Here is a 24895-nt window from a genome sequence, read left to right on the forward strand (position 1 = left end):
CGCGCGGCGCGCGACGCCGGGTGCGGGCTCGGACAATGGCCGCCTTGATGCACGGAGACAACCCCATGACGACGCGTTCGCCTTTCTCGTTCCAACGCCGCCGCGTTTGCCAGTCGCTGGCACTGCTCGCCACCGGGGGCGCGAGCGCCCTGCACGCGCAGGGCGCCTGGCCACAGAAACCGATCCGGCTGGTGGTGCCGTTTGCGCCCGGTGGTTCCAGCGAGGTGGTCGCGCGTTCCGTGGCGGGCGAGTTGACCAAGCAGCTCGGCCAGAGCGTGTTCGTCGAGAACAAGCCCGGCGGTGCCGGCGTCATCGCGATGCAGGAGGTGGCCAAGGCCGGCGCCGACGGCTACACGCTGATCCTCGGCCACGTCGGCACGCTGGCGGTCAACCCGTACATGCTGCCGAGCCAGCCCTACGACGTGAACAAGGACTTCATCCCGGTCACGCTGCTGGCCAAGGTGCCCAATGTGCTCGTGGTGCACCCGGACGTGCCGGCGAAGACTTTCAAGGAGTTCATCGCCTATGCCAAGGCCAATCCGGGCAAGGTCAACTACTCCTCGGCCGGCAACGGCAGCTCGGGCCACCTGAGCATGGAATACCTCAAGCTCACGGCCGGATTTTTCATGACCCACATTCCCTACCGCGGCAGCGGCCCGCAGATGACCGACCTGCTGGCCGGCCGCGTGCAGGTGGCGATGAACGGGTTGCCGAGCGTGTCGGCCTTCATCAAGAGCGGCAAGCTGCGCGCGCTGGCGGTTGGTTCGGCACAGTGCATCGCGGCGCTGCCGGACGTGCCGACCATCGCCGAGAGCGGCTACAAGGGCTTCGAAACCTCGCAGTGGTACGGCCTGCTCGCGCCGGCCGGCACGCCCGCGCCGGTGGTGAAGCGGCTGCAGGAAGAAAGCCTCAAGGCACTGCGCACCGGCCCGGTCACCGAACGCTTTGCGCACGACTCGGCCGTGGGGGTTGGCGACACACCGGAGCAGTTCGCCGCGTTCATCACCGCGCAGCAGAAGGTGTGGAAAGACATCGTCGCGAAGGCCGGCATCAAGCCGGATTGACCACCGACGGATCGGTGTGGATCAGGTCGAGCGGGTAGCGCCGGCCGGCCAGGTAGTCTTCGATGCATTGCAGCAGCAAGGGGCTGCGATGCCGCTCGGTGCTGGCGCGGATTTCGTCGGCGGTGAGCCACAACGTGCGCACGATGCCGGTGTCGAGTTCGCGGCCGGCCTCGAACATGCCGAGTTCGCCGGCAAATGCAAAGCGCAGGTACGTCACGTCCTCATCGTCCGCCTGCTTCTGGAACCGTGCCATGTAGATGCCGACCAGCGTAGTGGGCGTGAAGTGATGGGCGGTTTCTTCGAGCGCCTCGCGCGCGCAGCCCTCGGCGGGAGATTCGCCCGGATCCAGGTGGCCGGCCGGCGTGTTGAGCTTGAGGCCGCCGGCGGTGTGCTCCTCGACCAGCAGGAAGCGCCCGTCCTGCTCGATCACTGCCGCGACCGTGACGTTCGGCTTCCAGCGCAGGGCGGCGGGCGCGCCTTCGGGCTTGTGCATGGCTGCTAGCGAAGGACGTAGCCGCTGAAGCGCCAGATCCCGTCGCGGTCCATGTGAAAACTGACCAGCTCGCGCATCGAGGCCCGATTCGCCGCCGTGTTGGTGAAGCGGGTTTCATACTCCACGCTCACATACTGGCCCGCCAGGTCGGCATCGCTGTCGGCCACCACCTGGCGGTTGATGGCAACCCAGGTGCGCTGCAGCGGCGCGCCGAGCGGGCCGCGCAGCTTCGAGATCTGGGCCATGAAGTCGGCGCGGGCCACGCGCTTCCTGGCGGCCGGCGCAGCGCCATCCCATAGCTCGCCGGTCTTGGCCTGGTCGACGAGCTGGATCACCTGCAGGCCGCCGCGCACCATGTCGCTGGCCTCCACGTCCTGGGCCGTGGCACTGCCGAGCCAGCCGGCCAGCAGCGTCAGGCCGAACAGCAGCTTGATCGTCGTTCGCTTCATTCTTGTCGTTCCTTGTCGTCGTCGCGCATCGCCGGTGTCACCGTGCAAGCGGCATTCTCCACGCTGTCGATCCCGGTCGTGGCGCCATGGCATTGCGCCACGGCGCGTGGTCATGCTTCGGCGCTGAGAGCAGGCGGGGAAGAGGGGGCGAACGACTCGCCGTCCATGGCTTCGAGCCGGTAGCCCAGGCCGTAGACCGCCGACAGCAGAAAGCCGTTGGCCGGCCGCAGGTCGAGCTTGGTGCGCAGTCTTGAAATGTGGGTGTCGAGCGAGCGCGAGGGCGCGTCGGGCGCGGCGCCCCACACCGCTTCGCGCAGGTGTTCGCGCGACAGCAGCCGCCCCATGTTCTGGAACAGGAACAGCGCAAGTTCGTACTCGCGGTGCTTGAGCTCGATCGGCACGCCGTTGACCTGGAGCGCGCGCGCACGCTGCATGAAGTGGTAGGGCCCGAACGAGACCTCCGCCTCGTGCTGGCGCGGATAGGCGCGGCGCAGCAGGGCGCGTACCCGGGCCTGGAGTTCGCCCACGCGGATCGGTTTGACCATGAAGTCGTCGGCGCCGGCCGCCAGGCCTTCGATCATGTCGGCCTCTTCTCGGCGCGCCGTCACGAACAGGATGGGGATGCTGCTCGCAAGATCCTGGCGGATCCACTGAACCACCGCAGGCCCGGAAACGTCGGGAAGGTTCCAGTCAAGAACGAGCAGATCGAAGCTTTGCTGGCGCAGGTCGCGCAGCAACGTCTTCCCTTCGGTGTAGCAGTGGCATTCGTGGCCAATGCCTTCCATCGTGTGCTCGATCAGCTCGAGCTGGTACGGTTCGTCATCAAGCGCTGCGATTCGCATTCCATTCCCCTGACTTTTTTTAGTGCCCGTGAGTCTAGGTCGGGTGGGTGCCTGCAAGCCAGCGTGCGGCGGGCATCAACTGTCAACTACTGCACGAAGTTGCGCATCGAGTACCGACGGAAGGTATTTACTTTCCTGGAAGGGGCGTCATGGCGGGCCGCTGCGATTACGGCTATTTGCTACGAAGTTGATAGCGGCTCAGGTAGATTCGGCGGGTGTTGCAACCTGAAATTGCCGTTGAGCGAATGGGACAGTGCGCGCTGGACGTCTTCGGGTAAGCTCGGCGCAAATTTCAATGCGGCCCCGACGCCGCTCCCGCCCTGAGGAGATATCTATGCTGATAGGCGTGCCCGCCGAGACGACGGCTGGCGAAACCCGAGTGGCGCTTACGCCCGAGACGGCCAAGAAACTCGTGGCGCAGGGCCACACGGTGCGTGTGCAGGCGGGCGCCGGCGTTGCCGCCAGCGTCACCGACGCGGCGTACCAGGCAGCCGGCGCGGAGATCACCGACATCGACGGGGCTTTCGCGGCCGATATCGTGCTCAAGGTGCGAACCCCCGACGAGGCCGAGGCCGCCCGCATGAAACCGGGCACCGTGGTCGTCGGCATGCTCAACCCCTTCGATGCGGCCGGACTGCAGCGCCTGGCCACGGCCGGACTCACCAGCTTTGCACTCGAAGCCGCGCCGCGCACCACGCGCGCCCAGAGCATGGACGTCCTCTCATCGCAGGCCAACATCGCCGGCTACAAGGCCGTGATGATGGCGGCCGACAAATACCAGCGCTTCTTCCCGATGCTGATGACCGCCGCCGGCACCGTGAAGGCGGCGCGCGTGGTGATCCTGGGCGTCGGCGTGGCCGGCCTGCAGGCCATCGCCACGGCAAAGCGCCTGGGCGCGGTGATCGAGGCATCGGACGTGCGCCCGAGCGTGAAGGAGCAGATCGAGTCGCTCGGCGGCAAGTTCATCGAGGTCTCCTACGACACCGATGAAGAAAAAGAAGCCGCCGTGGGCGTCGGCGGCTATGCCAAGCCGATGCCGGCCAGCTGGCTCGCGCGCCAGCAGGTCGAAGTCGCCAAGCGCGTCGCGCTGGCCGACATCGTCATCAGCACGGCCCTGATTCCGGGGCGCGCGGCACCGACGCTCATCACTGAAGACATGGTCAAGTCGATGAAGCCGGGCTCGGTGATCGTCGACATCGCAGCCGGCAAGGGCGCCGACGGCATCGGGGGCAACTGTCCGCTGTCGGAAGCCGACAAGACGGTGGTCAAGCACGGCGTGACCATCGTGGGCGAGACCAATCTCGCGGCGCTGGTAGCGGCCGACGCGTCGGCGCTGTATGCGCGCAACGTGCTCGACTTCCTGAAGCTGATCGTCACGAAGGAGAGCGGCCTGAAGATCGATCTTGAGGACGACATCGTGGCCGCGTGCCGCATGACGCAAGACGGCCAAATCACAAGGAAGTAAGCCATGGATCCCGTTTCCCACACCGTCATCAACCTGATCATCTTCGTGCTGGCCATCTACGTCGGCTACCACGTGGTCTGGACCGTCACCCCCGCACTGCACACGCCGCTGATGGCGGTGACCAACGCGATCTCGGCGATCGTGATCGTCGGCGCCATGCTCGCCGCCGCCCTGACCGAAACCACGCTCGGCAAGACCATGGGCGTGCTGGCCGTGGCGCTCGCAGCGGTCAACGTATTCGGCGGTTTCCTCGTCACGCGGCGCATGCTCGAGATGTTCAGGAAGAAGGAAAAGAAGGTCGCTCCCAAGGCTGAAGGAGCCGCCCCATGAGCATGAACGTTGTCACGCTGCTGTATCTGGTGGCGTCGGTTTGCTTCATCCAGGCCTTGAAGGGCCTGTCGCATCCAACCACCTCGATCCGCGGCAACCTGTTCGGCATGATCGGCATGGCCATCGCCGTGGCGACCACGGCCGCGCTGATCGTGCAGCTGTCGGGCGGCAAGGCGCTCGGCATGGGCTGGGTGCTGTTCGGCCTGCTGGTCGGCGGCACCGCGGGCTCGATCATGGCCAAGCGCGTCGAGATGACCAAGATGCCCGAGCTGGTCGCGTTCATGCACAGCATGATCGGCCTGGCGGCGGTGTTCATCGGGGTCGCGGCGGTGGCCGAACCCTGGGCCTTCGGGATCGTGCCGGCGCCCGTGGCGGCCGTGCTCGGCGCCACCTCGACGGCGGGCTCGATGCTGGTCGAAGGCTTCGTGCGCGAGCCAATCCCCTACGGCAACCGGCTCGAGCTGTTCCTCGGTGCGGCCATCGGCGCCATCACCTTCAGCGGTTCGGTCATCGCGTTCGGCAAGCTCTCGGGCAAGTACAAGTTCCGCCTGTTCCAGGGCGCGCCCGTGCAGTTCAAGGGCCAGCACATGCTCAACCTGGTGCTCGGGCTGCTGACCATCGGCCTCGGGCTGGTGTTCGTCGCGACCGAGAGCTGGACCGCGTTCTTCGCGATGCTCGCGTTGTCGTTCGTGATGGGCGTGCTGATCATCATCCCGATCGGCGGCGCCGACATGCCGGTGGTGGTGTCGATGCTCAACAGCTATTCGGGCTGGGCGGCGGCGGGCATCGGCTTCAGCCTGAACAACGCGATGCTGATCATCGCCGGCTCGCTGGTGGGCAGCTCGGGCGCGATCCTCTCCTACATCATGTGCAAGGCGATGAACCGCTCGTTCTTCAACGTGATCCTGGGCGGCTTCGGCGGCGAGGCGACCACCGCGGCCGCCGGTTCCGGCGAGCAGCGGCCGGTCAAGAGCGGCAGCGCCGACGACGCGGCCTACATGCTGAGCAACGCCGAGACCGTGATCATCGTGCCCGGCTACGGCCTGGCGGTGGCGCGCGCCCAGCACGCGGTGAACGAACTGGCCGAGAAGCTCACGCACAAGGGCGTGATCGTGAAGTACGCGATCCACCCGGTGGCCGGGCGCATGCCGGGTCACATGAACGTGCTGCTGGCCGAGGCCGAGGTGCCCTACGACCAGGTGTTCGAGATGGAAGACATCAACGGCGAGTTCGCGCAGGCCGACGTGGCCATCATCCTGGGCGCCAACGACGTGGTGAATCCGGCGGCGCTGACCAAGGGCAGCGCCATCTACGGCATGCCGATCCTGGAGGCCTACAAGGCCAAGACCGTGATCGTGAACAAGCGCAGCATGGCGGCAGGCTACGCCGGCCTGGACAACGAACTGTTCTACATGGACAAGACCATGATGGTGTTCGGCGACGCCAAGAAGGTGGTCGAGGACATGGGCAAGGCGATCGAGTAGCCGGCCCCGCTGCCTGCGCGTGCCCGTTGGGCGCCGCAGGCATTTTTCACAGATGGAGACGAAGAACATGACAGATCGCCCCTGGCTCCGCAGCTATCCCGAAGGTGTGCCCGCCGACATCGACGCGTCGCAGTACACGTCGCTGGTCGCGCTGATGGAAGAGAGTTTCAGCAAGTACGGCGACCGCGTGGCCTACAGCTTCATGGGCAAGGATCTGAGCTTCGCGCAGACCGACAAGGCCAGTGCCGCGCTCGCGGCCTATCTACAGAACCTCGGCCTCGTGAAAGGCGACCGCGTCGCGCTGATGATGCCGAACACACCGCAGTACCCGATCTCGGTGGCCGCGGTGTTGCGTGCCGGGCTGGTGGTGGTCAACGTGAACCCGCTCTACACGCCGCGCGAACTCGAGCACCAGCTCAAGGACTCGGGCGCCAAGGCGATCATCATCATGGAGAACTTCGCCAACACGCTGCAGCAATGCCTGCAGGCCACGCCAGTCAAGCACATCGTGCTGGGCGCGGTGGGCGACCAGCTCGGCTTTCTCAAGGGTGCGCTGGTCAACTACGTGGTGCGCAACGTCAAGAAGGCGGTGCCACAGTTCGATCTGCCAGGAGCCGTCCGCTTCAACGATGCGGTCGAAAAAGGCAGCGCGCGCAAGCTCGACAAGCCCGTCATCGGCCCCGACGACGTCGCCGTGCTGCAGTACACCGGCGGCACCACCGGCGTGAGCAAGGGCGCGGTGCTGCTGCACCGCAACGTGATCGCCAACGTGCTGCAGTCCGAAGCCTGGAATGACCCGGCCATGAAGACCGTGCCGGCCGGCGAGCAGCCGACCAGCGTTTGCGCGCTGCCGCTGTATCACATCTACGCGTTCACCGTGAACATGATGCTGGGCATGCGCACGGGCGGCAAAAACATCCTGATCCCGAATCCGCGCGACATCCCCGCGGTGCTGAAGGAGCTGTCGAAGCACACCTTCCATAGCTTCCCTGCGGTCAACACGCTGTTCAACGGACTCGCGAACCATCCCGACTTCGGCACCGTGAACTGGAGCAACCTCAAGGTCTCCGTGGGCGGCGGCATGGCGGTGCAGGGTGCGGTGGCCAAGCTCTGGCTCGAGAAAACCGGCTGTCCGATCTGCGAGGGCTACGGGCTTTCCGAAACTTCGCCGTCGGCCACCTGCAACCCGACCACCAGCAAGGCCTATACGGGCACCATCGGCCTGCCCCTGCCGGGCACCTGGCTCAAGCTGCTGGACGACGACGGTCATGAAGTGCCGGCCGGCGAACGCGGCGAGATCGCGATCAAGGGCCCGCAGGTGATGGCAGGCTACTGGCAGCGGCCCGACGAAACGGCCAAGAGCATGACGGCCGACGGCTACTTCAAGACCGGCGACATCGGCACCGTCGACGAGCGCGGGTACTTCAAGATCGTCGACCGCAAGAAAGACATGGTGCTGGTCAGCGGCTTCAACGTGTACCCCAACGAAGTCGAGGATGTGGTGGCCACGCTCGAAGGCGTCATGGAGTGCGCCGTGGTCGGTGTGCCCGACGAGAAGACCGGCGAAGCCGTGAAGCTCGTGATCGTGAAGAAGAACCCTGCGCTCACCGAGCAGCAGGTACGCGAGTTCTGCCGCACCAACCTCACCGGCTACAAGCAGCCCAAGGTGGTGGAGTTCCGCACCGAAATGCCGAAGACGCCGGTCGGCAAGATCCTGCGCCGCGAACTGCGCGACAAGAAGTAGCACCCTTCAATAAGGGTTCGGCCGGGGGCGCAGGCCGGCATTGGACTTGCATAGTCCTGCCATGATGGCCACCGCGCTCCCACCTTCGTGTCTTCGCTGCCCCTCCAGGTGGCGCTGCCTTGCCTGGGGCGGCCCGGCGCTGCGCTGATGCTTCGCTTCCTCCTCACGCGCCTGAGCCTGCTCGTGCCGACCTTTCTCGGCATGACGCTGCTGGCCTTCTTCCTGATCCGGCTGGTGCCGGGCGACCCGATCGAGACGATGGCCGGCGAGCGCGGCATCGATCCGGTGCGCCATGCCGAGCTGCTCAAGGCCTACGGCTTCGACCAACCCTTGCTGGTGCAGTACGGCATCTACATCGGGCGGGTGCTGCAGGGCGACCTCGGCAAGTCGGTCATCACGCAGGAGCCGGTGATGAGCGAGTTTCTCGCGCTGTTTCCGGCCACCGTGGAGTTGGCCGTGTGCGCCATCCTGTTTGCGCTGGTGCTCGGCATTCCGGCCGGCATGCTGGCCGCGGTGAAGCGCAACTCGATCTTCGACCACGGCGTGATGGCGACCTCGCTGACCGGCTATTCGATGCCGATCTTCTGGTGGGGGCTGCTGCTGATCCTGTTCTTTTCGGTGCAGCTGGGCTGGACGCCGGTGTCGGGCCGCATCGCGGTGCAGTACTACATCGAGCCCACCACCGGCTTCCTGCTGATCGATTCGCTCAAGGCCGACGAGCCCGGTGCGTTCTGGTCGGCGGCGCAGCACCTCATCCTGCCGACCATTGTGCTGGGCACCAACCCGCTGGCGGTGATCGCGCGCATGACGCGCTCGGCCATGCTCGAAGTGCTGGGCGAAGACTACATCCGCACCGCGCGCGCCAAGGGTTTGTCGCGCTTTCGCGTGGTGGCGCTGCATGCGCTGCGCAACGCGCTGATCCCGGTGGTCACCGTGATCGGGCTGCAGGTCGGCGTGCTGTTCACGGGCGCCATCCTCACCGAAACCATCTTCTCCTGGCCCGGTGTCGGCAAATGGCTGATCGAAGCGATCGGGCGGCGCGACTATCCGGTGCTGCAGGGCGGCATGCTGCTGCTCGGCGCGATCGTGATGCTGGTCAACCTGCTGGTCGACGTGGCCTACGGCGTCATCAACCCCCGTATTAGACGATGACCCCCAGTCTTCGCGCACTTCGTGTCGCTTCGCCAACCCCCTTGCAGGGGGCAACACCAGCAGCCCGGCAAAGCCGGTTCTGCGGTGTTCCCGGAAGGAGTGCGCGTGGCTGAAACAGCTGTCGCAATGGCGGCGGGCGCCCCGCCCGGCCCATGGCGCGAGTTCTGGACGTCGTTTTCCGCCAACAAGGGGGCGGTTGCCGGGTTGGTCGTGATCGCGCTGCTGTTGGTGGTGGCGGTGTTCGCGCCCTGGATCGCACCCCATGCGCCGAACGAAACCGACAGTACGGCGTTCCTGCGGCCACCGGCCTGGCAGGAGGGCGGCTCCGCCCAGTTCCTGCTCGGTACCGACGCGATCGGCCGCGACATTCTTTCGCGCCTCATGTACGGTGCGCGGCTGTCGCTCTCGATCGGCATCGCGGTGGTCGCGATCTCGGTGGTGGTGGGCATCGCGCTCGGCCTCATTGCAGGTTTCTTCCGCGGCGTGCTCGAGATCGCGATCATGCGGCTCATGGACATCGTGCTCACCTTGCCGAGCCTGCTGCTCGCGATCGTGATCGTCGCGATCCTCGGGCCGGGGCTCATCAACGCGATGCTCGCAGTTGCCATCGTGGTGCTGCCGCACTATGTGCGCATCACGCGCGCTGCGGTCATCACCGAGGTCTCGCGCGACTACGTGACCGCTGCGCGCATCAGCGGCGCCGGCCTGCTGCGGCTGATGTTCCACGAGGTGCTGCCCAACTGCGCGGCACCGCTGATCGTGCAGGCCTCGCTCGGCGTATCGACCGCCATCCTCGATGCCGCGGCGCTCGGTTTTCTGGGCCTCGGCGCCCAGCCGCCATCGCCCGAATGGGGCACGATGCTGGCCGACGCGCGCGAGTTCGTGCTGCGCGCCTGGTGGGTCGTCACCTTTCCGGGCCTTGCGATCCTCATGGCCGTGCTGGCCTTCAACCTGCTGGGCGACGGCTTGCGCGACGCGCTTGATCCGAAGTTGAAGAGATGAGCCTTCTTGACATCCGTGACCTCCATGTGGAGTTCCCCACGCAGGGCGGGATCATGCATGCCGTCGAAGGCGTCAGCCTGCGCGTCGACGAGGGCGAGGTGCTCGGCATCGTCGGCGAATCCGGCTCCGGCAAGAGCGTCACGATGATGGCGCTCATGGGACTGATCGGCCACCCCGGCCGCGTGCGTGCACAGCACTTGCGCTTTGCCGGCCACGACCTGCTCGGCATCAGCGACCGCGCACGCCGCAACCTGGTCGGCAAGGACGTCGCGATGATCTTCCAGGAGCCGACCACCAGCCTCAACCCCTGTTTCACCATCGGCTTCCAGATCGTCGAAACGCTGCGCCTGCACCTGAAGCTCGACAAGCGCGCAGCGAACAAGCGTGCGATCGAGCTGCTCGAACAGGTCGGCATTCCGGCTGCTGCCTCTCGCATCGGCGCCTATCCGCACCAGCTGTCGGGCGGCATGAACCAGCGCGTGATGATTGCGATGGCCATTGCCTGCAACCCGCGCCTCTTGATCGCCGACGAGCCGACCACGGCGCTCGACGTCACGATCCAGGCCCAGATCCTCGACCTGCTGCGCAACCTGCAGAAGGAGCGCGGCATGGCGCTGGTGCTGATCACGCACAACATGGGCGTGGTGGCCGACATGGCCCAGCGCGTGGCCGTGATGTATGCCGGGCAGGTCGTCGAGCAGCAGCGTGTCGACCGCCTGTTCGCCGCGCCGCAGCATCCCTATACCGAGGCGCTGCTCGCGGCACTGCCCGAACGCGCTGCACCCGAGGGCCGGCTTGCCACCATCGCCGGGGTGGTACCCGGCGTGCATGACCGGCCTGCCGGCTGCCTGTTCGCGCCGCGCTGCACGTATGCCACTGCCCACTCGCGCGCCGTGCGCCCCGAGCTCCAGCCGATCGCCGCAGGCGAAGGCGGCGAGGTGCGCTGCCACTATGCGCTCGGCGACCCGAACCGCGCGGTGCTGATCGCGCGCGACGGTCCGCAACCTGCAGAGGTGCTGCCATGACGGCAGAACTCGTTGCCGAGGCCGTCGGCCTGCGCAAGGTCTACGACATCCGGCGCGGCATGTTCCGCGCGCCGGCGCATCTGCAGGCCGTCGGCGAGGTGTCGTTCCAGCTCGCGCGCGGCCGCACGCTGGCCGTGGTGGGCGAATCGGGCTGCGGCAAGTCGACGCTGGCGCGCATGGTCACGCTGATCGAGAAGCCCACGGCCGGCAGCCTCACGCTGGTGGGCGTCGATGCAGTCCACACCCCGGCCGAGCGCAGGCGCGAGCTGCGCCAGGCGGTGCAGCTGGTGTTCCAGAACCCCTACGGCTCGCTCAATCCGCGCAAGAAGATCTCGGCCGTGCTCGAAGACCCGCTGGCCATCAACACGACCATGGGCGCCACCGAACGCGCCGCGAAGGCCCGCGAGATGCTTGCGCGCGTCGGCCTGCGGCCCGAGCATGCCAACCGCTATCCGCACATGTTCTCGGGCGGGCAGCGCCAGCGCATCGCGATCGCACGCGCGCTGATGCTGTCGCCGCGGCTGCTGGTGGCCGACGAGCCGGTGTCGGCGCTCGACGTGTCGATCCAGGCCCAGGTGCTGAACCTGCTGGCCGACCTGCAGGCGGAGCTCGGGCTGGCCTACCTCTTCATCTCGCACGACCTCGGCGTGGTGCGGCACATTGCGCACGACGTGCTCGTGATGTACCTCGGCCATGCGGTCGAGCAGGGGCCGAAGACGCACATCTTTGCGCGCCCGCTGCACCCGTACACCCAGGCCCTGCTGGCGTCGACGCCGGGCCTTGCGACCGAGCGCATCGTGCTGCAGGGCGAGCTGCCCTCGCCGCTGAATCCACCCACCGGCTGCGTGTTCAACACGCGCTGCGCGCATGCCACCGAGCTTTGCCGCAGCGAGCGGCCGGTGCTGCGTATGCTGGACGCGCGCAAGGTGGCCTGCCACCATGCCGAGAAATTCTTGCCGGGTTGAACCACTTTCACAGAAGGAGTATTTCCATGCGCACATTCCGCCTTGCCGCCGCGTTGATCCCCACCGCCATGGCCCTGGCCTGCGGCGCTGCCGCGTCCAAGACCCTGGTGTACTGCTCCGAAGGCAGCCCCGAGAACTTCTACCCGGCGGTCAACACCACCGGCACGTCGTTCGACGTGACCACGCAGGTCTACAACACCATCGTCGAGTTCGAGCGCGGCGGCACCAAGGTCGTGCCGGGCCTGGCCGAAAGCTGGACGATCTCGCCCGACGGCACCGAATACACCTTCAAGCTGCGCAAGGGCGTGAAGTGGCACACCACGAGCAAGAGCTTCAAGCCCACGCGCGACTTCAATGCCGACGACTTCATCTTCATGCTCGAGCGGCAGTGGAAGGAGAACGACCCGTTCTTCAAGGTCACGAGCCCGAACCATTCGTACTTCAACGACATGGGCATGCCCAAGCTGCTGAAGACCGTCGACCGCATCGACGACCACACCGTGAAGATCGTGCTCAACAAGGCCGAGGCGCCGTTCCTGTCGAACCTCGCCATGCAGTACGCCGGCATCCAGTCGAAGGAGTACGCGATCGCCATGCTCAAGGCCGGCACGCCCGAGAAGGTCGACCAGGATCCGATCGGCACCGGCCCGTTCTACCTGGTGCAGTACCAGAAGGACGCGGTCATCCGCTTCAAGGCCTTCCCGCAGTACTGGGGCGGCAAGGCCAAGATCGATGACCTGATCTTCTCGATCACGCCCGATGCCTCGGTGCGCTGGGCCAAGCTGCAAAAGGGCGAGTGCCACGTGATGCCGTACCCGAACCCGGCCGACCTCGATGCGATCCGCAAGGATCCGAACGTGCAAGTGCTCGAGCAGCCCGGCCTCAACGTCGGCTACCTCGCCTACAACACGCAGAAGAAGCCTTTCGACGACGTGCGCGTGCGCAAGGCCATCAACATGGCGATCAACAAAAAGGCCATCATCGACGGCGTCTACCTCACCGCCGGCATCGCGGCCAAGAACCCGATTCCGCCGACGATGTGGTCGTACAACGACGCGATCAAGGACGACCCGTACGACCCCGAAGGCGCGAAGAAGCTGCTGGCCGCCGCGGGCCTGGGCAACGGCTTCACCACCGACCTGTGGGCGATGCCGGTGCAGCGCCCCTACAACCCGAATGCCAAGCGCATCGCTGAACTGATGCAGGCCGACCTCGCCAAGATCGGCGTCAAGGCCGAGATCAAGACCTTCGAATGGGGCGAATACCGCAAGCGCATGCAGGCCGGGGAGCACCAGATGGGCATGCTGGGCTGGACTGGCGACAACGGCGATCCGGACAACTTCATGTACACGCTGCTCGGCTGTGCGTCGGCCCAGTCGGCCAGCGGCTCGAACGTGGCCAAGTTCTGCTACCAGCCGTATGAGGAGCTGGTGCTGAAGGCCAAGAACGTGCCGAAGCAGGCCGACCGCGACGCGCTCTACAGGAAGGCCCAGGTGATCTTCAAGGAGCAGGCGCCGTGGTTCACCATCGCGCACGCCGTGCAGCTGAAGCCGGTGCGCAAGGAGGTGGTGGACTTCAAGTTGAGCCCCTTCGGCCGCCACACCTTCTATGGCGTGGATATCAAGTAACCCCCCAGGCTGCGCGCACTTCGTGTCGCTTCGCCCACCCCCCTGCCGGGGGCAACACCAGCGGCCCGGCAAAGCCGGTTCCGCGGTGTTCCTGGTGGAAGCCGGGATCGGATGACCACTGCAGTTCTCAGCGCGCTTCCCGAAGAGCAGGAGGGCCTGGCTGCGCAGCTCGATGGGCTGCGGGTTGAGCGCTATGCGGGGCGCGACTTTCATGTCGGGCGCTGGCACGGCCGGCCGGTGGTGTTCGCGCTGTCGCGCATCGGCAAGGTCGCCGCGGCCACCACGGCGGCGGCGCTGATCGGGCGCTTCGGCGCGCGGCGCATCGTGTTCACCGGCGTGGCCGGCGGGCTGCATCCGGACGTGCGCGTGGGCGATACGGTGATCGGCACCGAGTTCCTGCAGCACGACATGGATGCCTCGCCGCTGTTCCCGCGCCATGAGGTGCCGCTCTATGGGTGCACCCGCTTTGCGGCAGACGCGGAGCTTGTCGCGATGCTCTCGATGGCTGCACGCGCTCATCCAGCGGGCGCTGCTGGTCTTTTCGACGCTGAAACCCGGGCCCGCTTCGGGCTCCAGGCCCCCCGTATCCATCAAGGCTTGCTGATCAGCGGCGACCGCTTCGTGTCGCGCGCCGACGAGGCGCATGTGTTGCGCGCGGCCTTGCCGGATGCGCTCGCCGTCGAAATGGAAGCAGCCGCCGTCGCGCAGGTGTGCCACGACCACGGCGTGCCGTTCGCCGCCGTGCGCAACGTCTCGGACCGCGCGGACGACCAGGCGCATGTGGACTTTCCGGCCTACCTCGCGCAGGTGGCCGGCCTGCAGGCGCGCGCGCTGATCACGGCGCTGCTGCCGATGCTGCCGCGGTCGTGAGCGGCCTGCGCGGGCATGGCTGTGGCGTTTCTGGCAAAGTGCAGCGGCTGGCCGTTCGGGCCATCGCTTGACGAGGTGACTCCGTGAACACTGTTGTTTCTCCCACCCCGGCCGCGCCGGCCGGCCGCTTCGGCAGCGGCCAGGCTGTGCGCCGTATCGAAGACGACGCGCTGCTGGCCGGCCAGGGCCGCTACACCGACGACCTGCGCATCGAGGGCCAGGCCCAGCTCTTCTTCGTGCGCTCGCCCTATCCGCATGCGCGCATCCTCTCGGTCGATACCGCCGCCGCGCTCGCCATGCCGGGCGTGCTGCAGGTTGTCACCGGTGCCGACCTGGTCGCGGCCGGCGTTCGGCCGCTGCCGGGTACTGCAGGCTTCAAGCGGGCCGATGGCTCGCCGGCTGCCACCGCCGATCGCCGCGCGCTCGCGCACGAGCGCGTGCGCTTCGTCGGCGAGCCGGTGGTCGCGGTGCTGGCCGACACGCTCCAGCAGGCGCGCGACGCGGCCGAGGCCGTGTTCGTCGACTACGAGGCGCTGGCTGCCGTGATCGATCCCGCGCAGGCGATGGCGCCCGGTGCGCCTGCGCTGTGCGATGCGGCGCCCGACAACATTTCGTGCGAGGCAAGGCATGGCAGCGCCGAGGCGACCGAAGCCGCGTTCGCCAAGGCGGCGCACACCGTCAAGCTCGACATCGTCAACCAGCGCCTGGCCGCCGTCACGCTGGAGCCGCGCTCGGTGCTGGCCGACTACGACCGCGCCAGCGGCCGCACCACGCTCCACATGAGCACGCAGATGCCTTCGGGCGTGCGCGACACGCTGTGCGATGCGGTGCTCAACATTCCGCGCGACCAGATCCGCGTGCGCGTTGCCGACGTGGGCGGTGGCTTCGGCATGAAGACTGGCATGTACCCCGAGGACGCGGTGGTCGCGTTCGCGGCGCGCACGCTCAAGCGCCCGGTGAAGTGGATCGCCGACCGCAGCGAGGAGTTCGTTTCGACCACGCACGGCCGTGACGTGCATGTGCAGGCCGAGATGGCGCTCGCCGCCGACGGCAAGATCCTGGCGCTGCGGCTGCGTTCGCAGGCCAACGTGGGCGCCTACGGCACCGGCACCGGCGTCGCGATCCAGCTTCTGATCGGGCCCTGGGTGCAGACCAGCGTCTACGACATCCAGACCATCGACTTCCATTTCAAGGCGGTGATGACCAACACCGCACCCACCGGCGCCTACCGCGGCGCCGGCCGACCCGAAGCGATCTACACGATGGAGCGGCTCATGGACGAGGCCGCGCGCCAGACCGGCATCGACCGCATCGCGCTGCGCCGCCGCAACTTCATCCGGCCCGACCAGATGCCGTACAAGAACCCGATGGGGCAGGTGTACGACAGCGGCCAGTTCGAGTCGGTGATGAACCAGGGGCTCGCATTGGCCGACTTCGACGGCTTCGCCGCCCGTGCCGCCGGGTCGGTGCAGCGCGGCAAGCTGCGCGGCCTCGGCATCGCGACCTTTCTCGAATGGACCGGCGGCAACGTGTTCGAGGAACGCGTCACGGTATCGGTGCTGGCCGACGGCGTGATCGAGGTGTTCTCGGCCGTCAACGCGATGGGGCAGGGCATCGCGACCTCGCTCGCGCAACTGGTGGTCGATGCTTTCGGCGTGCCGCTCGACAAGGTGCGCGTGGTGCTGGGCGACACCGACCGCGGCGACGGCTTCGGCAGCGCCGGATCGCGCTCGCTGTTCACCGGCGGCTCGGCCATGCGCATCGGTGCCGAGCGCACCATCGAGCACGCGCGCGGCCTGGCGGCCACCGAGTTCGAAGCCGCGCCGGCCGACGTGACCTACGCCGAGGGCGCCTTCACAGTGGCCGGCACCGACCTGAAGATCGACCTGTTCGAACTCGCCGGTCGCCAGCCCGAGCACCGCATCTTCATCGACTCGACCAGCGCGGTGGCCGGCCCGAGCTGGCCGAACGGCTGCCACATCAGCGAGGTCGAGGTCGATGCGCAGACCGGCGACGTCGAGGTGGTGGCGTACGCATCGGTCAACGATGTCGGGCGCGTGGTCAATCCGATGATCGTGCGCGGCCAGCTCGACGGCGGCGCGGTGCAGGGCATCGGCCAGGCGCTGCTCGAACAGATCGTCTACGACCCCGAGACCGGCCAGCCCGTGACCGGCAGCTTCATGGACTATGCGATGCCAGTGGCCGGCAGCTCGCCCGACTTCAAGACCGAAATGGACCAGTCGACGCCGTGCCTGAACAACCCGCTGGGCGTGAAGGGTGTCGGCGAACTCGGCACCATCGGCGCCACGCCCGCAGTGATCAACGCGGTGGCCGATGCGCTGGCGCGCAACGGCTTCGCCGCAAAAGCGCCGTTGCTGCAGATGCCGCTGAGTCCCACTCGGCTGTGGTCGCTCATGGCGGGTTGATCGTGGCCGGGGGCGGCCTCAGGAAAGCCACCCCTTGCGGCGAAAGTAGAGCATCGGGCCGACGGCGCTCGCCACCATCAGCGCGATGGCGTACGGATAGCCCAGCGTCCACTTGAGTTCCGGCATGAGGTCGAAGTTCATGCCGTAGACGCTCGCGATCAGCGTGGGCGGCAGCAGCGCCACGCTGGCCACCGAGAAGATCTTGATGGTCTTGTTCTGGTTGATGTTGATGAAACCGACGGTCGCATCCATCAGGAAGTTGATCTTGTCGAACAGGAACGCCGTGTGGTTGTCGAGCGACTCGATGTCGCGCAGGATCTGGCGCGCCTCTTCGAACTGCTCGGCATTGAGCATCTTGCTGCGCATCATGAAGCTCACCGCGCGGCGCGTGTCCATCACGTTGCGGCGAATCCGGCCGTTCAAGTCTTCCTCGCGCGCGATGGCGCCCAGCACCTCGCCGGCCAGCTCGTCGCTCACGTTGCCCGACAGCACCTTCTTGCCCGCCTTTTCGAGTTCGTCGTAGATGTTCTCCAGCGTGTCGGCCGAGTACTCGGCGTCGGCGTCGAACAGCTTGAGCAGCACTTCCTTCGCGTCCTCGATCAGGCCCGGGGCGCGGCGAGCGCGCATGCGCAGCAGGCGGAACACCGGCACGTCCTCGTCGTGGATGGAGAACAGCACGCCGCGGCTGCGCAGGTCGGTGTTGTGCTGGTTCAGGATGAAGGCCACGCGCACCGAACGCGGGTCTTCGTCGTCATCGATCAAGAAGTCGCTGCGAATGTGCAGTTCGCCGTTGTCTTCCTCGTAGAAGCGCGCCGACTCCTCGATGTCCTCGTCCATCGCGTCTTCGGGAATGGACAGGCCGTAGTACTGCTTGATCCAGCGCTTTTCTTCCAGCGAGGGCGATTCGAGATCGACCCAGATCGGCTGGAACCTGGAGAGCTCTTCGAGCGACTCGATCTCTTCCTGGACGAGGCGGCCGTTGGCGAGCGTGAAAATATTGAGCATCCGGAATTATCCGAGCGATTGCCCGCCCGCCAAGCTGCGCGCGCCACATGCTGCTGGATGGATGTACAGTCCCCTTTCCATGCCGCGCCTTGCCGAAGCCCCAACCAGCCTTGCCGAAACGCCGGCCCAGCGTCTGGCCGCGGTGCTGGCGACGCTGAACGACGAACAGCGCGCGGCGGTGACGCATGCGGCGGCCGAACCCCTGCTGGTGATCGCCGGCGCCGGCTCCGGCAAGACCAGCACGCTGGCGCACCGCGTGGCGCACCTGGTGGCACAGGGCGCCGATCCGCAGCGGATCCTGCTGCTGACCTTTTCGCGCCGTGCCGCGCAGGAAATGGAGCGGCGCGCCGGGCAGGTGGTGGCGCGGGTGCTGGGGCTGCGTTCCGAAGCCCCGCCCGCATTGCCCTGGGCCGGCACCTTCCATGGCGTTGGTGCACGGCTGCTGCGCGAGTACGCGCTGCAGATCGGGCTCGACCAGAACTTCACGATCCACGACCGCGGCGATGCCGAAGACCTCATGGGCCTGGTGCGGCACGAGATCGGGCTGTCGTCCGGCACGCGGCGCTTTCCGCACAAGGGCACCTGCCTGGCGATCTACTCGCGCTGCGTGAATACGCGCGAACCGCTCGAAGCCGTGCTCAAGCACACCTTTCCGTGGTGCGCCGAATGGGCCGCCGAGCTCAAGCGCCTGTTCGGCGCCTACGTCGAGGCCAAGCAGCAGCAGAACCTGCTCGACTACGACGACCTGCTGCTGTGCTGGGCCGAGATGATGGCCGAGCCGGCGCTGGCGGCGCAGGTCGGCGCGCGCTTCGACCACGTGCTGGTCGACGAGTACCAGGACACCAACAGGCTGCAGGCCGCGATCCTGATCGCGCTCAAGCCCGATGGCCGCGGCGTCACCGTGGTGGGCGACGACGCGCAGTCGATCTATTCCTTCCGCGGCGCCACGGTGCGCAATATCCTCGATTTTCCGACGCAGTTCGCGCAAGCGGCGCGCGTCGTCACCCTCGAGCGCAACTACCGTTCGACCCAGCCGATCCTCGATGTGTCGAACGCGGTGATCGCCCAGTCCGCCGAGCGCCATGCCAAGACGCTCTGGACCGACAAGCCTTCGGCCGGACGGCCGCAACTGGTGCTGGTGCCCGACGATGCGCAGCAGGCGCAATGGGTGTGCGACCGCATCCTGGCGCACCGCGAAGGCGGTCTGGCGCTCAAGTCGCAGGCGGTGCTGTTTCGCACTTCGAGCCACAGCGCCGCGCTCGAGCTCGAGCTGGCGCGGCGCAACATCCCGTTCGTCAAGTACGGTGGCCTCAAGTTCCTCGAGGCGGCCCATGTGAAGGATCTGCTCGCGGTGCTGCGCTTCGTCCAGAACCCGCGCGGGCGCATGGCGGGTTTTCGCGTCACGCAGCTGGTTCCCGGCATCGGCCCGGCGACCTCGTCACGCCTGCTGGACGCGATGGATGTGGCCGCCGACCCGGCAGCGGTGGTGCGCGACTTCGTGCCGCCGGGCGCGGCATTGGTCGAATGGCAGCGTTTTGCCGGCATCTACGGCGAATTGCGCGCTTCCGGGTTGCCCTGGCCGGCCGACATCGAGCTGGCGCTGAAGTGGTATCTGCCCCACCTCGAGCGGCTGCACGACGATGCCGGCCTGCGCCGCGGCGATCTCGAGCAGCTGGCCCGGCTGGCATCGGGCTACGCCTCGCGCGAGACCTTCCTGACCGAACTGACGCTCGATCCGCCCTCGGCCACCAGCGACCGTGCCGGGCCGCCGCTGCTCGATGAGGACTACCTGATCCTTTCGACCATTCATTCGGCCAAGGGCCAGGAATGGCGCTCGGTGCATGTGCTGAATGTGGTCGACGGCTGCCTGCCGGCCGACGTGGCGCAGGGTGCGGCCGAGCTGGAAGAAGAGCGGCGCCTGCTTTACGTGGCGATGACGCGCGCCCGCGACCACCTGCACCTGATCGTGCCGCAGCGCTTCTACGTGACCCAGCAGGCCGCGCGTGGCGACCGGCATGTGTACGCCGGCCGCACCCGTTTCATCGACGCGGCCGACGCGGCGCGCTTCGAACACGTCACCTGGCCGCCGCCGCCCGAGCGCCCCGCTTTCGTGCCGCCGCCGGCCGCTGCGATTGACCTTCGCAATCGCCTTCGCGCCGCCTGGCGATAGCGCTTGCCCCCAGGCTGTGCCCCCTGGAAGCGCGGGGCGTTACATCTCCGAGGCAGCCCGGGGATTGCAATTCGATGACACCGGGGGCATAGTGAATCCGACCCCCCATCTTGCGCTCCCTCACACCCTCTTTCCCCTCTCTCCCCAGCCGTTTTCGCCGGCCCGTCTTCATTCCGAAGCCGGGTCATTTCACCAACCGTCAATTCCAGGAGGTCATTCATGAATTTGACGATCAGCGGTCATCATCTCGACGTCACTCCCGCACTGCGTAGCTACGTCACAAGCAAGCTCGACCGGATCACGCGGCATTTCGACCAGGTGGTCGATGTGAAGGTGATCCTCACGGTCGAGAAGCAGAAGGAGAAGGAGCGCCGGCAACGGGCCGAGTGCAACATTCATGTCAAGGGCAATGACATGTTCGCCGAGTCAAGTCATGCTGATCTGTATGCCGCGGTCGACGAGCTGGTCGACAAGCTGGATCGCCAGGTGGTGCGCCACAAGGATCGCCTGCAAGACCACCATCACGAAGCGCCCAAGCGTGTGATGTAAAGCAGGCTCAGGGCAAATACTCTTGCGGGCCGCCTTCGGGCGGCCCTTTGCTTTTTGCCGGGCGGGTGCATAATCGCCCCCGCCCCACCCAACATGAATCGCCTCGCGTCCATCCTGCCGCCCGCTCAAGTCCTCGTGAGCGTCGACGCTACCAGCAAGAAACGTGCCTTCGAAGAAGCCGGCTTGCTGTTCGAAAACCTTCACGGCCTCGGCCGCGCCTTGATTACCGACAGCCTGTTTGCGCGCGAGCGCCTCGGCTCGACCGGGTTGGGTCATGGCGTCGCGATACCGCACGGACGCATCAAGGGCCTCAAGGCGCCGATGGCCGCCGTGTTCCAGCTGGCTGACCCGATCGGCTTCGATGCGCCCGACGAGCAGCCGGTCGTGTTGCTGATTTTTCTGCTGGTGCCCGAAGCGGCCACGCAGAAGCACCTCGAAATCCTCTCCGAGATCGCCGAACTGTTGAGCGACGCCGGCCTGCGCGAGCAGATCAAGTCGAGCAACGACGCGGGCGCCCTGCACGCCCTCATCGCTGGCTGGCAGTCGGCGCAGGTCGCCTGAACTTGTTGCTCGCCCCCAGGCTGCGCGCACTTCGTGTCGCTTCGCCAACCCCCTGCCGGGGGCAACACCAGCGGGCCGGCAGAGCCGGTTCCGCGGTGTTTCTGGCATAACGCAGGTTTTGTTTCCAAGGGCAAGAGATGAAGCCGACGGTCATCAGCGCGGACGCGATGTTCGAGGAGTTTCGCGGGTCGCTGCGATGGGAGTGGCTGGCCGGCCTCGGCGCTTCGGAGCGCCAGTTCGAGCCCGACGTGATCAGCCGGGCCCAGTCGGCCGCCGACCTGGTCGGGTATCTCAACTACATCCATCCCTACCGCGTCCAGATCCTCGGCGCGCGTGAAGTCGCCTACCTGACCCGCGGCACGCCCGAAGACTGCGCGCGGCGTATCGCCCGCATCGTCACGCTCGAGCCGCCGATGCTGGTACTGGCCGATGGCCAGCCGGCACCCGACGAACTGCTCGTCATCTGCGAGCGCGCCCAGTTGCCGCTGTTCGCCACGCGCGAGTCGTCGGCCCATGTGATCGACCTGCTGCGCGCCTACCTGTCCAAGCACTTTGCCGAGCGCACCTCGATGCACGGGGTGTTCATGGACATCCTGGGCATGGGCGTGATGATCACGGGCGAGTCGGGGCTCGGCAAGAGCGAACTGGGCCTCGAACTCATCTCGCGCGGCAACGGCCTGGTGGCCGACGATGCGGTCGACCTGTTCCGCATCAACCAGAACACCATCGAGGGCCGTTGCCCCGATCTGTTGCAGAACCTCCTGGAAGTGCGCGGCATCGGCTTGCTCGACATTCGCGCGATCTTCGGCGAGACGGCGGTGCGCCGGAAAATGCGCCTCAAGCTCATCGTGCACCTGGTGCGGCGCGACAGTTTCGAGCGCGACTACGAGCGCATGCCGTCCGAGCCGCTGACCCAGGACGTGCTCGGCATTCCGGTGCGCAAGGTCATCATCCAGGTGGTCGCCGGCCGCAACATCGCCGTGCTGGTGGAGGCGGCGGTGCGCAACTCGATCCTGCAGTTGCGCGGCATCGACACCTATGCCGACTTCGTGGCCCGCCACCACAAGGCCATGGAAAGCAACCGCGAAGACTGATCAGCGTCGGCCGGCGCAGTCGCCGCAGAGCCCGTAGAGCGACATCGCGTGATCCTGCAGGATCCAGCCCTTGTCCTTGGCGATCATCTGCTGGCGCCGCTCGATTTCGGCGTCGTAGAACTCCTCGACCTTGCCGCACGAGGTGCAGACCAGGTGATCGTGGTGCTTGCCTTCGTTGAGCTCGTAGACCGCCTTGCCGCTTTCGAAGTGGCTGCGCTCCAGAATGCCGGCCTGCTCGAACTGCGTCAGCACACGATAGACCGTGGCCAGCCCGATGTCCGAATGCTCGTTCAGCAGCACGCGGAACACGTCTTCGGCCGTCATGTGCCGCAGGCCGCCGGTCTGGAAAATCTCGAGGATCTTCAGGCGCGGCAAGGTGGCCTTCAGGCCGGTGTTCTTGAGTTCTTCGATATTGGCCATGGTGGTTTCTCCGCCGGCCGCGCGGGTCAGGTTCACCGGGGGCCAGCCGCTACAATGGGTCGATCATATCGCTACCCTCTTTCTCCCCATGCCTGTGATTCCCCAACGCCGATCCGGCTCGCTGGCTGCCGCGCTGGCGGTGTGCCTGTGCCTGGGCGCCTGCAGCAGCTTCACCGACAGCACCCGCGGTGCGCTGGCCTCCGTCACGCCCTACAAGGTGGAAGTGGTGCAGGGCAATTTCGTGTCCAAGCAGCAGGTCGACGCACTCAAGCCCGGCATGTCGCGCCAGCAGGTGCGTGAGATCCTCGGTACCTCGCTGCTGACCGACGTGTTCCATGCGAATCGCTGGGACTACGTGTTCACCATCCGGCGCCAGGGCGTCGAACCGCAGCAGCGCCACCTGACGCTGTACTTCAACGGTGAGCTGCTGGAGCGCTTCGAGGGCGACCCGATGCCGAGCGAAGAAGAATTCGTCGCGCAACTCGATACCCGCAAGAAGAGCGGCAAGGTGCCCGAACTGCAGGTCTCCGAAGAGCAACTGAAGAAGATCAAGCCCGTCGAGCCTGCCAAGGCCGACAGTTCGGCCGCCCAGCTAGCGCCGCTGCCGCCGAGCTACCCGCCACTCGAATCGACGGCACGCTGACATGCGCCGCATCGCGATCGCCGGCGCGTCCGGCCGCATGGGCCGCATGCTGATCGAAGCCGTGCGCGCCGCCGACGATTGCGAATTGGCTGGCGCGCTCGATGTGGCCGGCAGCCCGGCGCTCGGCACTGACGCCGGCGCATTTCTCGGATCCAACACCGGCGTGCCGATCACCGCCGATCTGCGGGAGGGCCTGAAGAACGCCCAGGTGCTGATCGACTTCACCCGGCCCGAAGGCACGCTGGCACATCTTGCGGCATGCCGCGAACTCGGCGTTCAGGCCGTGATCGGCACCACCGGCTTCAGCGACGCGCAGAAAGCCGAGATCGCCGGCATCGCCAAAGATGTCGCGATCATGATGGCGCCGAACATGAGCGTGGGCGTCAACGTGACCTTCAAGCTGCTCGAGATGGCGGCCAAGGCGCTCTCGACCGGCTACGACATCGAGATCATCGAGGCGCACCATCGGCACAAGGTCGACGCCCCTTCGGGCACTGCGCTCAAGATGGGCGAGGTGATCGCCGACGCGCTGGGCCGCGACCTGAAGGACTGCGCCGTCTACGCCCGCGAAGGCATCACGGGCGAGCGCGATCCCTCGACCATCGGCTTTGCCGCCATCCGCGGCGGCGACATCGTGGGCGACCACACCGTGTTGTTCGCCGGCATCGGCGAGCGCATCGAGATCACCCACAAGTCGTCGAGCCGCGTGACCTATGCGCAGGGCAGCCTCCGGGCCGCTCGCTTCCTGGCCGGCCAGAAGTCGGGCCTGTTCGACATGTTCGACGTGCTCGGACTGCGCTGACCCCGGCTTGCGATGAGCGTCCTCGAACTGCTGACGCAAGGCGACTCGGTCAGCCGAAGCGTCGCGGCGCTGCTGCTCGCGATGTCGATCGGCAGCTGGGTCGTCATTCTCTGGAAAGCCTGGCTCCTGCGCGGCGGCACGCACAACGTGTTGCGCAGCATCGCAGCGTTCTGGCAGTCGCCGACGCTGGCCGAGGCCGAACAAAGGCTCAAGGCGTTTGACCGTGCAGCGCTCGTCCTGCCTGCGGTGGGTGCTCTCAAGAACGTGGCGCCTGATCGTGGCAATGCCACCCTGGGCGGCGCTGGCGATCGCAGCCAGCGCCTGACGCGCGCGTTGCGCGAGGCGTTGCATGGGGCATTGCGCCGCGTTTCGGCCGGCCAGATCCTGCTGGCGACGGTCGGTGCCACGGCGCCTTTTGTCGGCTTGCTCGGCACTGTCTGGGGCATCTATCGCGCACTCACCGGCATCGCCCAGGCTGGCGCCTTCACCATCGACAAGGTGGCCGGCCCGGTCGGCGAGGCGCTGGTGATGACCGCCGCCGGCCTCGCGGTCGCGATTCCAGCGGTGCTGGCCTACAACTGGTTCGGCCGCGTGATCGGCCGCATCGAGGCCGAACTCGAAGGCTTCGCGCACGACCTGCTGGGCGTGTTCGGCGAGCCTGCGGCTGCGGCGCCGTTGCCGCCAGCCCGGCCGATGCCCGTGCAAACCTGAC

At 66.8% G+C, this 24895-nt stretch carries 24 protein-coding genes; 19 read left to right on the forward strand and 5 right to left on the reverse strand.

What is annotated here, in order from left to right; all coding sequences use genetic code 11:
- The first annotated feature begins 65 nt into the window (after positions 1 to 65).
- Positions 66 to 1064: a Bug family tripartite tricarboxylate transporter substrate binding protein gene (locus tag QTI05_RS11090; RefSeq protein WP_286624431.1), complete on the forward strand. Its 999-nt coding sequence runs from the start codon at positions 66 to 68 to the stop codon at positions 1062 to 1064.
- On the opposite strand, the gene QTI05_RS11095 is transcribed toward QTI05_RS11090, so the two are convergent.
- The 3 genes from QTI05_RS11095 to QTI05_RS11105 form a co-directional block, all read right to left on the reverse strand.
- Positions 1051 to 1557 (reverse strand): NUDIX hydrolase, encoded by a 507-nt coding sequence (locus tag QTI05_RS11095; protein WP_286540065.1) that lies wholly within the window; start codon positions 1555 to 1557, stop codon positions 1051 to 1053. The genes QTI05_RS11090 and QTI05_RS11095 overlap by 14 nt on opposite strands.
- Before the next feature lie 5 nt (positions 1558 to 1562).
- On the reverse strand, positions 1563 to 2006 hold the full coding sequence (locus QTI05_RS11100; RefSeq protein WP_286540064.1) for a DUF4019 domain-containing protein: 444 nt from the start codon (positions 2004 to 2006) through the stop codon (positions 1563 to 1565).
- 110 nt (positions 2007 to 2116) lie between these two features.
- Positions 2117 to 2848: a response regulator transcription factor gene (locus tag QTI05_RS11105; protein WP_286624433.1), complete on the reverse strand. Its 732-nt coding sequence runs from the start codon at positions 2846 to 2848 to the stop codon at positions 2117 to 2119.
- Positions 2849 to 3182: 334 nt separating this feature from the next.
- Between QTI05_RS11105 and QTI05_RS11110 the strand changes: the two genes are divergently transcribed.
- From QTI05_RS11110 to QTI05_RS11160, 11 genes are all read left to right on the forward strand, one after another.
- On the forward strand, positions 3183 to 4313 hold the full coding sequence (locus QTI05_RS11110) for a Re/Si-specific NAD(P)(+) transhydrogenase subunit alpha (protein ID WP_286624434.1): 1131 nt from the start codon (positions 3183 to 3185) through the stop codon (positions 4311 to 4313).
- Between the two features lie 3 nt (positions 4314 to 4316).
- Positions 4317 to 4643, forward strand: coding sequence for an NAD(P) transhydrogenase subunit alpha part 2 (locus QTI05_RS11115; protein WP_286540059.1), 327 nt, complete (start codon positions 4317 to 4319; stop codon positions 4641 to 4643).
- On the forward strand, positions 4640 to 6127 hold the full coding sequence (locus QTI05_RS11120) for an NAD(P)(+) transhydrogenase (Re/Si-specific) subunit beta (RefSeq protein ID WP_286624436.1): 1488 nt from the start codon (positions 4640 to 4642) through the stop codon (positions 6125 to 6127). Before QTI05_RS11115 ends, QTI05_RS11120 begins: the two co-directional genes overlap by 4 nt.
- A gap of 67 nt (positions 6128 to 6194) precedes the next feature.
- Positions 6195 to 7871, forward strand: a complete 1677-nt coding sequence (locus QTI05_RS11125; RefSeq protein ID WP_286624438.1) for a long-chain-fatty-acid--CoA ligase — start codon at positions 6195 to 6197, stop codon at positions 7869 to 7871.
- 147 nt (positions 7872 to 8018) lie between these two features.
- A complete protein-coding gene (locus QTI05_RS11130) occupies positions 8019 to 9023 on the forward strand; it encodes an ABC transporter permease subunit (RefSeq protein ID WP_286624666.1) in 1005 nt (334 codons plus the stop codon).
- A gap of 126 nt (positions 9024 to 9149) precedes the next feature.
- A complete protein-coding gene (locus QTI05_RS11135) occupies positions 9150 to 10025 on the forward strand; it encodes an ABC transporter permease subunit (protein WP_286624667.1) in 876 nt (291 codons plus the stop codon).
- Positions 10022 to 11050: an ABC transporter ATP-binding protein gene (locus QTI05_RS11140; protein ID WP_286624440.1), complete on the forward strand. Its 1029-nt coding sequence runs from the start codon at positions 10022 to 10024 to the stop codon at positions 11048 to 11050. Before QTI05_RS11135 ends, QTI05_RS11140 begins: the two co-directional genes overlap by 4 nt.
- Positions 11047 to 12015: a dipeptide ABC transporter ATP-binding protein gene (locus QTI05_RS11145; RefSeq protein WP_286624442.1), complete on the forward strand. Its 969-nt coding sequence runs from the start codon at positions 11047 to 11049 to the stop codon at positions 12013 to 12015. Before QTI05_RS11140 ends, QTI05_RS11145 begins: the two co-directional genes overlap by 4 nt.
- A 26-nt stretch (positions 12016 to 12041) precedes the next feature.
- The gene (locus QTI05_RS11150; RefSeq protein ID WP_286540052.1) at positions 12042 to 13643 is read left to right on the forward strand and encodes an ABC transporter substrate-binding protein; all 1602 of its coding nucleotides are present in this window, start codon (positions 12042 to 12044) and stop codon (positions 13641 to 13643) included.
- 111 nt (positions 13644 to 13754) lie between these two features.
- Positions 13755 to 14513: a 5'-methylthioadenosine/adenosylhomocysteine nucleosidase gene (locus QTI05_RS11155; protein WP_286540051.1), complete on the forward strand. Its 759-nt coding sequence runs from the start codon at positions 13755 to 13757 to the stop codon at positions 14511 to 14513.
- Between the two features lie 83 nt (positions 14514 to 14596).
- Positions 14597 to 16939 carry a xanthine dehydrogenase family protein molybdopterin-binding subunit gene (locus QTI05_RS11160; RefSeq protein ID WP_286624443.1) on the forward strand — a complete coding sequence of 781 codons (2343 nt, stop codon included), beginning with the start codon at positions 14597 to 14599 and terminating at the stop codon, positions 16937 to 16939.
- Positions 16940 to 16957: 18 nt separating this feature from the next.
- On the opposite strand, the gene corA is transcribed toward QTI05_RS11160, so the two are convergent.
- Positions 16958 to 17944: a magnesium/cobalt transporter CorA gene (gene corA, locus QTI05_RS11165; RefSeq protein ID WP_286540049.1), complete on the reverse strand. Its 987-nt coding sequence runs from the start codon at positions 17942 to 17944 to the stop codon at positions 16958 to 16960.
- Between the two features lie 61 nt (positions 17945 to 18005).
- Here corA and QTI05_RS11170 point away from each other — a divergent pair, with 61 nt between their 5' ends.
- The 4 genes from QTI05_RS11170 to hprK all read left to right on the forward strand — a co-directional run bounded on the left by QTI05_RS11170 (position 18006) and on the right by hprK (position 22318).
- Positions 18006 to 20114: an ATP-dependent helicase gene (locus tag QTI05_RS11170; RefSeq protein WP_286657807.1), complete on the forward strand. Its 2109-nt coding sequence runs from the start codon at positions 18006 to 18008 to the stop codon at positions 20112 to 20114.
- A gap of 219 nt (positions 20115 to 20333) precedes the next feature.
- A complete protein-coding gene (hpf, locus tag QTI05_RS11175; RefSeq protein WP_093109940.1) occupies positions 20334 to 20663 on the forward strand; it encodes a ribosome hibernation-promoting factor, HPF/YfiA family in 330 nt (109 codons plus the stop codon).
- Between the two features lie 93 nt (positions 20664 to 20756).
- Positions 20757 to 21224, forward strand: a complete 468-nt coding sequence (locus QTI05_RS11180; protein ID WP_286540047.1) for a PTS sugar transporter subunit IIA — start codon at positions 20757 to 20759, stop codon at positions 21222 to 21224.
- A 137-nt stretch (positions 21225 to 21361) separates the two neighbouring features.
- The gene (gene hprK / locus QTI05_RS11185; RefSeq protein ID WP_286540046.1) at positions 21362 to 22318 is read left to right on the forward strand and encodes an HPr(Ser) kinase/phosphatase; all 957 of its coding nucleotides are present in this window, start codon (positions 21362 to 21364) and stop codon (positions 22316 to 22318) included.
- On the opposite strand, the gene fur is transcribed toward hprK, so the two are convergent.
- Complete coding sequence (fur, locus tag QTI05_RS11190; protein ID WP_286540045.1) at positions 22319 to 22738, reverse strand: ferric iron uptake transcriptional regulator; 420 nt, start codon at positions 22736 to 22738, stop codon at positions 22319 to 22321.
- Positions 22739 to 22826: 88 nt separating this feature from the next.
- Between fur and QTI05_RS11195 the strand changes: the two genes are divergently transcribed.
- Genes QTI05_RS11195 through QTI05_RS11205 form a run of 3 tightly spaced genes read left to right on the forward strand, consistent with a single transcriptional unit; the run spans position 22827 to position 24894 of the window.
- Positions 22827 to 23381: an outer membrane protein assembly factor BamE gene (locus tag QTI05_RS11195; RefSeq protein ID WP_286540044.1), complete on the forward strand. Its 555-nt coding sequence runs from the start codon at positions 22827 to 22829 to the stop codon at positions 23379 to 23381.
- Between the two features lies 1 nt (position 23382).
- Positions 23383 to 24183: a 4-hydroxy-tetrahydrodipicolinate reductase gene (gene dapB / locus QTI05_RS11200; RefSeq protein WP_286624446.1), complete on the forward strand. Its 801-nt coding sequence runs from the start codon at positions 23383 to 23385 to the stop codon at positions 24181 to 24183.
- Between the two features lie 12 nt (positions 24184 to 24195).
- Positions 24196 to 24894, forward strand: a complete 699-nt coding sequence (locus QTI05_RS11205; protein ID WP_286540041.1) for a MotA/TolQ/ExbB proton channel family protein — start codon at positions 24196 to 24198, stop codon at positions 24892 to 24894.
- Position 24895 lies beyond the last annotated feature (1 nt).

Origin of the sequence: Variovorax fucosicus (assembly GCF_030316825.1) — a bacterium.
Lineage (GTDB): Bacteria > Pseudomonadota > Gammaproteobacteria > Burkholderiales > Burkholderiaceae_C > Variovorax > Variovorax fucosicus.

Excerpts from the sequence above, each read along its gene's own strand:
- QTI05_RS11090 (WP_286624431.1), top strand. The coding sequence starts at position 66 with ATGACGACGCGTTCGCCTTTCTCGTTCCAACGCCGCCGCGTTTGCCAG.
- QTI05_RS11095 (WP_286540065.1), bottom strand. The coding sequence starts at position 1,557 with ATGCACAAGCCCGAAGGCGCGCCCGCCGCCCTGCGCTGGAAGCCGAAC.
- QTI05_RS11100 (WP_286540064.1), bottom strand. The coding sequence starts at position 2,006 with ATGAAGCGAACGACGATCAAGCTGCTGTTCGGCCTGACGCTGCTGGCC.
- QTI05_RS11105 (WP_286624433.1), bottom strand. The coding sequence starts at position 2,848 with ATGCGAATCGCAGCGCTTGATGACGAACCGTACCAGCTCGAGCTGATC.
- QTI05_RS11110 (WP_286624434.1), top strand. The coding sequence starts at position 3,183 with ATGCTGATAGGCGTGCCCGCCGAGACGACGGCTGGCGAAACCCGAGTG.
- QTI05_RS11115 (WP_286540059.1), top strand. The coding sequence starts at position 4,317 with ATGGATCCCGTTTCCCACACCGTCATCAACCTGATCATCTTCGTGCTG.
- QTI05_RS11120 (WP_286624436.1), top strand. The coding sequence starts at position 4,640 with ATGAGCATGAACGTTGTCACGCTGCTGTATCTGGTGGCGTCGGTTTGC.
- QTI05_RS11125 (WP_286624438.1), top strand. The coding sequence starts at position 6,195 with ATGACAGATCGCCCCTGGCTCCGCAGCTATCCCGAAGGTGTGCCCGCC.
- QTI05_RS11130 (WP_286624666.1), top strand. The coding sequence starts at position 8,019 with ATGCTTCGCTTCCTCCTCACGCGCCTGAGCCTGCTCGTGCCGACCTTT.
- QTI05_RS11135 (WP_286624667.1), top strand. The coding sequence starts at position 9,150 with ATGGCGGCGGGCGCCCCGCCCGGCCCATGGCGCGAGTTCTGGACGTCG.
- QTI05_RS11140 (WP_286624440.1), top strand. The coding sequence starts at position 10,022 with ATGAGCCTTCTTGACATCCGTGACCTCCATGTGGAGTTCCCCACGCAG.
- QTI05_RS11145 (WP_286624442.1), top strand. The coding sequence starts at position 11,047 with ATGACGGCAGAACTCGTTGCCGAGGCCGTCGGCCTGCGCAAGGTCTAC.
- QTI05_RS11150 (WP_286540052.1), top strand. The coding sequence starts at position 12,042 with ATGCGCACATTCCGCCTTGCCGCCGCGTTGATCCCCACCGCCATGGCC.
- QTI05_RS11155 (WP_286540051.1), top strand. The coding sequence starts at position 13,755 with ATGACCACTGCAGTTCTCAGCGCGCTTCCCGAAGAGCAGGAGGGCCTG.
- corA (WP_286540049.1), bottom strand. The coding sequence starts at position 17,944 with ATGCTCAATATTTTCACGCTCGCCAACGGCCGCCTCGTCCAGGAAGAG.
- QTI05_RS11170 (WP_286657807.1), top strand. The coding sequence starts at position 18,006 with ATGTACAGTCCCCTTTCCATGCCGCGCCTTGCCGAAGCCCCAACCAGC.
- hpf (WP_093109940.1), top strand. The coding sequence starts at position 20,334 with ATGAATTTGACGATCAGCGGTCATCATCTCGACGTCACTCCCGCACTG.
- QTI05_RS11180 (WP_286540047.1), top strand. The coding sequence starts at position 20,757 with ATGAATCGCCTCGCGTCCATCCTGCCGCCCGCTCAAGTCCTCGTGAGC.
- hprK (WP_286540046.1), top strand. The coding sequence starts at position 21,362 with ATGAAGCCGACGGTCATCAGCGCGGACGCGATGTTCGAGGAGTTTCGC.
- fur (WP_286540045.1), bottom strand. The coding sequence starts at position 22,738 with ATGGCCAATATCGAAGAACTCAAGAACACCGGCCTGAAGGCCACCTTG.
- QTI05_RS11195 (WP_286540044.1), top strand. The coding sequence starts at position 22,827 with ATGCCTGTGATTCCCCAACGCCGATCCGGCTCGCTGGCTGCCGCGCTG.
- dapB (WP_286624446.1), top strand. The coding sequence starts at position 23,383 with ATGCGCCGCATCGCGATCGCCGGCGCGTCCGGCCGCATGGGCCGCATG.
- QTI05_RS11205 (WP_286540041.1), top strand. The coding sequence starts at position 24,196 with ATGAGCGTCCTCGAACTGCTGACGCAAGGCGACTCGGTCAGCCGAAGC.